Source organism: Nocardia pseudovaccinii NBRC 100343, from assembly GCF_001613225.1.
GTDB classification, from domain to species: Bacteria; Actinomycetota; Actinomycetes; order Mycobacteriales; family Mycobacteriaceae; genus Nocardia; species Nocardia pseudovaccinii.
On sequence record NZ_BDBY01000081.1, the window covers coordinates 1 to 9,453 of the forward strand.

General features: G+C 65.1%; 6 protein-coding genes and 1 pseudogene. 6 read left to right on the top strand and 1 reads right to left on the bottom strand.

Going from position 1 to position 9,453, the window contains the following annotated elements:
- Positions 1–249: hypothetical protein (locus NP3_RS50320; protein WP_169814463.1), on the bottom strand; the 249-nt coding region annotated here is incomplete at its 3' end.
- A 70-nt stretch (positions 250–319) separates the two neighbouring features.
- On the opposite strand from NP3_RS50320, the pseudogene NP3_RS51415 reads away from it, so the two are divergent.
- The 6 genes and pseudogenes from NP3_RS51415 to NP3_RS09305 form a co-directional block, all read left to right on the top strand.
- Positions 320–1,099 (top strand): annotated as a pseudogene (locus NP3_RS51415) (phage tail tape measure protein); the annotation flags it as partial.
- A gap of 90 nt (positions 1,100–1,189) precedes the next feature.
- Positions 1,190–5,053, top strand: a complete 3,864-nt coding sequence (locus NP3_RS09285) for a transglycosylase SLT domain-containing protein (RefSeq protein ID WP_245720864.1) — start codon at positions 1,190–1,192, stop codon at positions 5,051–5,053.
- Positions 5,050–5,979 (top strand): phage tail family protein, encoded by a 930-nt coding sequence (locus NP3_RS09290; protein WP_063039729.1) that lies wholly within the window; start codon positions 5,050–5,052, stop codon positions 5,977–5,979. The genes NP3_RS09285 and NP3_RS09290 overlap by 4 nt, the downstream gene beginning before the upstream one ends.
- Positions 5,976–7,670: a Gp37-like protein gene (locus tag NP3_RS09295; RefSeq protein WP_063039731.1), complete on the top strand. Its 1,695-nt coding sequence runs from the start codon at positions 5,976–5,978 to the stop codon at positions 7,668–7,670. The genes NP3_RS09290 and NP3_RS09295 overlap by 4 nt, the downstream gene beginning before the upstream one ends.
- Before the next feature lie 10 nt (positions 7,671–7,680).
- Positions 7,681–8,586 carry a hypothetical protein gene (locus tag NP3_RS09300; protein WP_157124210.1) on the top strand — a complete coding sequence of 302 codons (906 nt, stop codon included), beginning with the start codon at positions 7,681–7,683 and terminating at the stop codon, positions 8,584–8,586.
- A gap of 2 nt (positions 8,587–8,588) precedes the next feature.
- Positions 8,589–9,453, top strand: an 865-nt coding sequence (locus tag NP3_RS09305) for a glycine-rich domain-containing protein (RefSeq protein WP_444980787.1), incomplete at its 3' end; no start/stop codon positions are given.

Consider the following 9,453-nt stretch of genomic DNA (forward strand, 5'->3'; position numbering starts at 1 on the left):
GCAGGCCACCGAGGCGGGCACGAAGGCGGGCGACAGCTTCGCCGACGCGTTCAAACGCCAAGTCATGGGCACGACTTCGGGCATGACAGCGTCGATGACGGCGCAGGTCAATGCGGCAACGGGTGCGCTCGAGTCGGCTTCGGCGCGCGCGGCGAAAGCCCACGACACCGAGGCCGACGCGGCGGGCCGCGTTCGCGTCGCCGAGACACAGCTCGCCGAGGCGCGCGCCAAGTATGCGGCTGACAGCACGAAAGTCGTTGCGGCCGAGGAACGTCTCGAACGCGCAAAACGCGCCCAGATCGCAGCGTCGGCCGAAGTGGTGGCAGCCACCAACAATGAGACGCGCGCACAAGAGACCCTCACCGCGCGGCAGGAAACCGCGGCGGCCCGGACCGGAACCCTAGCCGCCGGACTGAAGTCGGCGGCGCTGCTCGGATTCGGCGCGTTCGCACTAGGCGCGGCCGAAAGCGTCAGGAGTGCTGGCGATTTCGAGGCCTCGCAAGAGCGGCTCGTCACGACCGCGGGCGAGACGCGCGAGCACCTCGAGCTGGTGAGCCAGGGTCTGTTGGACATGGCGGGCAAGGTCGGCTACAGCTCACAAGAGCTGTCCAAGGCCATGTACACCGTCGAGTCCGGCGGTTTCCATGGCGCCGATGGTCTGAAGATCATGCAGGCCGCCGCGCAGGGTGCACGCGAGGAAGGTTCCGAGCTCACGCCGGTCGTCGACGCCGTGACGACCGCGCTCACCGACTATCACCTACCAGCCGACCAGGCCGCGCGCGTGACCTCGCAACTGATCAGCGCTGTCGGTCACGGCAAGGCGACGTTCGAGGAATTCACCGGCGCGCTGTCGCAGGTGCTTCCACAGGCGAGTACCGCGGGCATGTCCATCGAAGATGTCACCGGTGCACTCGCATCGATGACCATCCATGGCATGTCGGCGAGGCAAGCCTCGCAGAACCTGAACGACGCTATTACGCACTTCAATTCGATGACGGGCCCAATGCGCTCGGAAATCGAGCAACTCGGCCTGTCTGCGCATGATCTACAGGCGAACCTCGGCAAGACCGGTATCGCGGGCACCGTGCAGCAGGTCGCCGAGGCGATCATGCAACACATGGGCCCGGCCGGAACGGTCATGCTCGACACCTTCAAGAAATCGCAGCTCGCCACCCAGGACGCGAACACGATGTTCGCGGCGCTGCCCGGCCCGGCTCAGAAGGTCGCCGAGGCGATCACCAACAATCAACTGTCGTTCGCCGAGTACCGCAAGACTGCGGGCGGTTTGACGGTCGATATGAAAAAGCTTGTCGATCAATGGCTTTCGGTGCACACAACGGCAAACGGCTTCAACGACTTGCTGAAAAAGGGCGGCGACGCTCAGCAGACTTTTGCCGCAGCGATGCAGAAGGCGACCGGCGATATGGCCTCATATCGCGTCGCAACGATGCTCACCGGCGAAAACGCCGAGTCCGCCAATCAGGCCATTCGCGATATCGGTGCGGCCACACAGGAGGCCGACGGCAGCGTACTGCATTGGCACGACACACAATCGACGTTCAACCAGCAACTACATGAGTTCAAAGGCTCGGTCGGTGCCGCGGCTATCCAGATCGGCAACGACCTGCTACCGGCGGCAACCAAGATGGTTGCCGGGCTCAAAGATGGCGCGAACTGGCTGCAGGAACACAAGAAGGTCGGCGACGGGCTGATTGTCACCATCGGCGGTATCGCCGCCGGGTGGCTGGCCTGGAAAGTCGCGAGCGGCACATTCAGCCTCGTCAAGTCGAGCATCGAGGGCATCAGCTCGGCCGCGAGTTTTGTCGGGCGAAGCTGGGGCGCAATCTCGTCCGGCGCATCCACCGCAGCGCAGGCGACCAGGGATTACTGGAATTGGACAGGCCGATTCAAGGTGCAGGCCGCCAAGGATTTCGTTGCGGCGAAGGTATCCGCCGCAACCGAGGCCATCCAAACGGCTGCCGCATGGACGGCCAACGCCGCGAGGGCCGCTGCGGCATGGGTGGTCGCACAGACGAGAGCCGCGGCGTCGTTCGTTGCGACGAAGACGGCCGCCGCCGCCGAGGCCGCCGCCAGCGCTGGCGCGTGGGTCGCTGCGCAGGCAACCGCCGGTGCCGGATGGGTCGCCATGCAGGCGAAGGCGGTTGGCGCGTTTGTCGCGACCAAGGCCGCCGCACTGGTCAGCGCCGCTGAGACGGCCGGTGCCTGGGTAGTGCAGAACGCGCGCGTCGTCGTGTCGTTCGTGGCCGTCGAGGGCGCGGCGATCGCCGCAGGTATCGCACAGAAGGGGATGGCCGCTGCAACGTGGCTGCTGAACGCTGCGATGGACGCCAACCCGATCGGCCTGGTTATCGCTGGTCTCGCCGCCCTGGTCGCCGGAGTGATTTACGCGTGGAACCATTTCGATTGGTTCCGCAACGGCGTCACCGCGGTATGGAATTTCCTGTGGAATGACCTGATCAAGCCCTATATCGGCTTCATTGTCGATGGCTTCCATTTCTGGGCCGACATCGCGGTGTGGCTGTATGACGAGATCCTCAAACCGAAGTTTGATGCGATCGGCGCGTTGTGGACCTGGGTGTACGACAAGATAATTCAGCCCTACGTCGGGTTCATCAAGGCGGGCATTGAAACCTGGGGCGAGGCGTTCTCGTGGCTCTACGATCACGTGATATCGCCAGTGTCGCAAGGGATTTCGGGCGCGCTCGGCACCGTGAAGGACGCTTTCAAGGCAACCGTCGATTGGGTGGGCGATCAGTGGGGGCGGATCGAGAAAATCGTCGGCACGCCCGCGGTCGCTGTGATCGATCTCGTCTACAACAACGGCATCGTCAAGCTGTGGAACGGCATTGCTGGCGTGTTCCATCTCGGCGAATTGTCGCCGGTCGACACGTCCAAGATCCCGCACTACGCACTCGGCGGCATCCACTCCGGCCCCGGCATCCTGCCCGGCTACGCGCCCGGGCAGGACATCGTCAATGCGGTTCTGTCGCCCGGCGAAGGCGTGGCCGTGCCCGAGCTGGTGCAGGCGATCGGGCCCGCGAACTTCCTGGCATTGAACGCGATGTATTCCAGCGGCCGAGCCAGCGCGAACACCACCGGCGCACCGAGATTCGAAGGCGGCGGCATCTTCGGCGGCATCGTCGATTGGGCCAAGGATGCTGTAGGCGACGCCGTCGACGCCGCGAAGTTCGCCGCCCACATGGCATCCGATCCGGTCGCCGCGGTCAAGGATCTGTTCGCGCCGATTCTCGACAAGGCGCTCGGCACACCGGACGGCGGCAGCGACGGCGGCACTTCGCAGTGGCGCGACATGCTGATCTCCATGCCCGGCAAGTTCGTCGACGCCGTCATCGAAAAGGCCAAGAGCTGGATCGGCCTCGGCGGCGCGAACGGCGTGCCATTCGTCGGCTCGCCCGACCTCATGGGCTGGATCGCGCAGGCAATCGCGATCACCGGCGTCGGCCCGGGCTGGACCCCCGGATTGCAAACGCTGATCGGCCGCGAAAGCGGCGGAAATCCGAACGCGATCAACACGACCGACATCAATGCCCAGCGAGGCGACCCGTCGCGCGGTCTCATGCAGACGATCGGCTCAACGTTCGAACGGTTCCGCGATAAGAGCCTGCCGGACAACATCTATGACCCGGTCGCGAACATCGTCGCGGGCATCAACTACATCCGGGCGACATACGGCGATATCGCCAATGTGCAGCAGGCGAACCCGAACATGCCGCCGAAGGGGTACGCCGGTGGCGGCATCGTCGGCTACGCGACCGGCGGCATTGCTGGTGACAAACCCGCGAGCGGCCCCGAGATCGCACTCGCCCAGGTGCGCGAGCACCTCAACACGATGTACGCCTGGGGCGGCTCAGACTTGGCTGCAGGCGTGGACTGCACGGGCCTGATCGGCGACGCGCTCCAACTCGCATTCGGCGTCACCAATCCAACCGCCCGCCTCGGCGATACACACTCGCTGCTCGCCGGACAATGGCCACACGTCCTACCCGGCGCGAGCAAGAACGACGTGTTCGCGATCGGCGCGAACGCCGAACATGCGGCGGCAACGATCCTCGGCAAGAACATCGAGGCGCGCAAGGAAGGCGAGCACATCCGCTACGGAGCGGACGCGGTCAGCGCGTTTGATCCGCAGTTCACTGCGCAATTCCACGCCGACCCAAGCATGTTCCGGCCGCCCTACACCGCTGCCAAGTCAGGCACCAGCACAGGAACCAGCACCGCCGAGAAGTACAGCAAGGCGGCCGAGAACAGCGAGAAGAAGGCCAAGGACGCCGACGAGGCCGCGGTCGAGCACGACAAAAAGGCGGGCGAATATGAGGAGCAGGCCCGGCACGCCCAGGAACTCGCCGACAAGTCCACGGGCGCGGCCCGCGACCGCCACCTCAATGCCGTCAAGTCCTACAACGACAAGGCGACCAAGGCGCACGAGGCCGCGGACAAGTCGCGCAAATCGGCCGAGGACTACCGGGCGAAAGCGCAGGAGCAGAAAGATAAAGCGTCGTCGTCATCGACGAGCAAGAGCGGTAAGAGCGGCGACTCGTCGACCGGTGGTCTTCTGACGTTCGAGCAGCTCGGCGAGCGCGCGGGCGGTATCGCCGCGAACGCGTTCCTCGAGACGGCCGGATTGCAGGACACGCTGATCGCCGATCCGAACAAGTCGCCGTTGCTGCGTATCGCCGGACAACTCGGCAATCTCAAAGTGCAGGGGCGGCCGGTATGGCCATGGGAGAAGATCGACCCCGACGACCTCTCCGACGATCTGCCCGCGACGCACGACAACGGCGGCTTGATCCCGCCCGGGCTCAGCATCGTCAACAACAAGACCGGCGTGCCCGAGCTGGTGGTGAATCAGCCGAAGCTCGGCCCGGCCGAGCAACCGCGACGCTTCGGCGGCGAGGGGCGTACGGCACCGCTACTGAATGTCGAGAACTGGCATACCCATGGTGACGGCATGGCCGACGCTCGCGCGGTCGCGCGTGAGCTCAACGTGTACGCCGGTGGCACCCCGCGATGACGGGCACCCTGATCACGCCGTCGAATCCGCCGACGACGGGGGCGCTGCAATCGCTGTTGTCGGACGCCGACTCGATCGTGACATGGGTCGACACGAACAACCGGCCGTGGCCAATCTCCGGCGGCATGGCACCGGTGCCGCCGTCGCCGAGTGAGGGCGTGCAGCTCGTCGATATCAAGGGACTGCACGCTCCGCTCAAGCACGTCGATCAGCAGGGCGCGCACCAAGACGGCGTGACATGGCTGGACACCACCTACGACGCCGCCGAGATCGATATGACGATTACCGTGTTCGGCCGCAACGCCGCATACCGGCGTCGGGTCTATCGCGAATGGCTCGCCGGATGGGAGCCCAAGCGGCAGGGGCGCCTGACCTGGTTCACGGCCGACCTCGGCGAGTGGTGGGTGACGCCGCGGTTGCTGCAAGAGCCGCGCGACGCGATCAAAGCAGGCGACGCCGCCTCGATCACGATGAACTGGGCGACCCGCGCCGACTTCCCGTTCTGGACGTCGTACGACTCGATCTCGACCAAGCTCATCGCCTCCAACGCGACGACGCTCGCGGACCCGGAAGGCATCGCACCGCCGAACTTTTCGCAGGTGTGGAACCGCGGCGACCAGGACGGTTGGCCGCGCCACGTGTTGCAGGGCCCGGGCATTTTCAAATTGGGCGACAACGGCGGCCCGCGCACGATCACATTGCCGCTCAATGCCGGTGAGGTAGCGCGGATTACGACGATCCCGAACAAGCGGACCGTCGTCGAGCTCAACACCGGCGCGAACATCTATTCGCGCCTCGTCGGCCGATTCAGCACACCGGTGGCGGCCGGTGCGGTGGTGCGGATACCGATCACGGTCACCGGCGCGACGGCCGGTGTCACCTCAGCTATATCGTCACTCACCCCCTGGCGGCGCTGGCCCGAATGACGGCACCGCCGATCGACCTGACGCAGGTTCCCGATTGGGCCGCGTTCGGTGTGGCGGACGAGCGCGCACATGCGCAGGACACCCCCCAAGGTGCCGTGCAGCTGATCGTCACGATCCACGACAACCAGGCTCGGCCGCTCGGCGAGATCGGCGACTACATCTCGTGCACCTATACGCCGAAAAAGAATGCGGTCAGCCCGGCAACGATCGTTTTGAAGGGCGACGACCCGTATGTGCCGCTGGCGAAAGCCGCGGTGTACACGGTCGTGCCGATCACGATCGAGACCGCCAACGGGTGGCGCTGGTCGGGCCGTGTCGATACGTGGGCCGACGACATGGTCAACGGCGTCTCAACGGTGACGCTGCAATGCGTCTCCGATTTCAATTGGTTCAACAAGCTGATGGTATTCCCGGCATTTTGGATGCCGATCGAAATCCAAATACCGAAAGAGGCCGTGTTCATCGGCCCGGCGATCACCAATATCAAGGAACTAATCGCCGAGCAATGTATCCGGCAATCCGGACTGCTCGGCGCGGCGCTGGAATTCGCGGGCAACATTCTCAACCCGGCGGCTTGGCTCGGTTCGCTGCTCGACATCACCGATCCGGTTCCGATCGTCGTCGTACCAACAAACCCGCTCACCGATACGAGCAAGTGGACGGCCATTACATGCCGCATGCCGACCGTGCTCGCCGCGGTCGAGCAGACACTCAAAGACTGCGGATTACTGCTAACGGCCGATCTGTGGAAGCCTGGCGACCCGCAGCCGTGCCCCGAATGGTTCATCCTGACCGAGTCCTGCATCGTCGTCGACGTCAAGGACAAGAGCAACGTCGTCGGCCTGACCGGGACCGCGCTCGACGGCCTGATCGGCGAGGGCGTCGACCTGATCGACACCATCCTCGGCGAGATCCTGACCGTCCTCGGCGGTGCCGACATCGCCGACAGCGGCAGCACCGACGCAACGAATCCGTACGGCGACGGCATCATCGCTCACCTGCTCGGCATCGACTCGAAACCGCCGTGGGTGATCTACGAGGACGGACCGCGCAGCGGCATCGTCGAATCGCACGTCAACGGGCACCACCCACTCGCCTATCGAATGATCGGCGGAGGCAAGTCACCCGGATGGGTGAACAAAGGCGTCGACCTGCTGCTCGAGTTCATCCTGTCCGAACTGCTCGCGGCGTTCGGCGCGTCCGGCATCTCGTCCACCCTGCTGGACGGCGTCCTGGACGACGTTTTTCTCGCGTTCCAACAGCTCGAGGATTTGCCGCGGCGGCTACGCCTCGGCCGATTCGGATACCCGGAATTCTTCGCGCAGACCGGTTCGGCCGCGTACACGCTCGACGAGTTTATCGCCCTGGAGTCAGCCCTATGGGACAGCCGCGGTTTCTATGCGTTTTCGCTCACCGTGCAGGACGGCTATCCCTACGATTTCGGCGGCGAATTCTTCGGCATCAAATGCGGCGATTTCGGTATCGGCGACCCGGTCTCGTGGATCTACAAAAACGTCATTTACACCGACTACTGCACCGAGGCGACGATCATCGACGACCGAACTCACCGCGTGCAGATCATCGCGAAAATCGGCGACATGTCCGCAGTCGAATCGCCCTGGGCGAAACTCATGCGGAAATACCAGTCGCTTTGGAACGTGGTTAAGGCCGCCTCATTGGCGAGCAATTGAGGAGGTCGAATTGACGAGCCCCACACTGGTTTTGAACCCGGATGGGTCGGCTACGTGGACCGGGACAATCTGGTTTTCCAACATCACCGATATCGCGTCAACCGGTGTCGCCACGCTCACGCTCACACCTGCCGGTGGTTGGGGAAACCTCCCGGTGCTGGCGCAGGGCTCGCCCGGCCTGCCCGCTGTCATCGACTCGGTATCGGTCAACACCCTGGATCCGGCGACGATCCCGACGCCGACGCAGTCGGCGACGCTGACGCTCGTCGACCCCGGCGGCCCGGGCGAGGCCGCGCACTACACGCTGACGCTCAACCTGCTGAAGGGTGCCGCCGGTTTGACTGGTCCGACAGGGCACATTCTGGGCTCGTCGGATTTCTCGAATTCTCCTGCCGCCGGGCAGGTTCCCGTCTACGACGGGACCAGTCACGTCGCCTGGGCGACATTGCATCCGGTCACGCCGTATTACGTGGTGCCCGGCAGCGCGTTCACAGCGCTATCAGAGTCGGGCTCAGGTGTGCGAGACATCGTTGCGGCCCTGACGATTCCGGCACAGTCGTACAACTATCGGCCGCGGGTATCCGGCGGGCTCGAGGTGACCGGCGCTGTCGGCATGCGGATCGACGCCGAGGTACGCATGGGTCCGCAGACCACTGCCGACAGCACGATCGCTACCTCGGGCACGGTGATCGGCTACGGCCGCGGCGCTGAGGCGGTGCTTCCGGTGCATCTGGACATCAAGCCGTATTTCGGTGGGGCGACCGCGATGTCACCCACAGACACCTCCCCGGCCGCAGTGGTCACCGCGAGCACCGTGCAGCGGTTCCTACTCGTCGCGGTGCGCCAGTACGGTTCGGCCGCCTGGTCGACGGCGCAGAGCCTCGGCGAGCTGCATATCGCATTGGAACCCGTCTAGCCGTGGCGCTGAGCCAGCAATTCATGGCCGCTGTCGGCGAGGCCATGAAAGACCTGCTGCTCGCCCATGTTGCCTCGGCGCTGGCCGATATCGACATCAACATTCTCGGCGTCGATCTGCACCCGTTCGAGTTCCTGCGGCAGTGGGCCGCGGACCTGGAAGCGCAGGCATCGCAGGCGATCAACGACGCGGCCATCGCGCAGACCGGCGTCAACACGGTGGCCCAGGGCGTCACCGGCCCGATCACCGGCACAGCGAGCTCGAATCCGGCTGACGTGCAGCCTGCCGTCAATCAGCTCAACACGCAGGTTCAAACGCTCGGCGGCGCACCAGCTTTGAGCATTTTCAACGGTGCGGGAACCTACTCGTTTTCCGTACCGACCAACGGCAAGACGATCGATTTCGAATGCGTTGGGCCCGGCGGTGGCGGTGCGCGCGGTGGCACCTCGGGCGGTTCCGGCCTCGGCGGTGGTGGTGGCGGCCCGGGCGGATATACGCGCGTGTTTTCGATGCGCGTTGCCGACCTACCGTCGACCAATCTGACCATCACTCTCGGTGCGCCCGGAGCAGGCGCGACCAGCGATGCCACCAACGGCGGCGACGGCGCAGTCTGCACGATCAGTTGGTCGGGCGGAACGCTATTTCAGTGGGGCGGCGGCCTGGGTGGTTTGCCCGGCGGTGGCGGCTCGTACGGCGCAACGGGCGCAGCGGGATTCGGAACCGAGTACAGCGGCGCGTCCGGCGGTTCGGGCGGCTACTCGACATCGCAGATCCCGGGGCAGGCGGGCGGCCCCGGGCATTGGACGGCGGGCGGTGCGGGCGGCTCGTCGCCGGGCAGCAACGGATCTCCCGGCGTCTCGCCGCCGT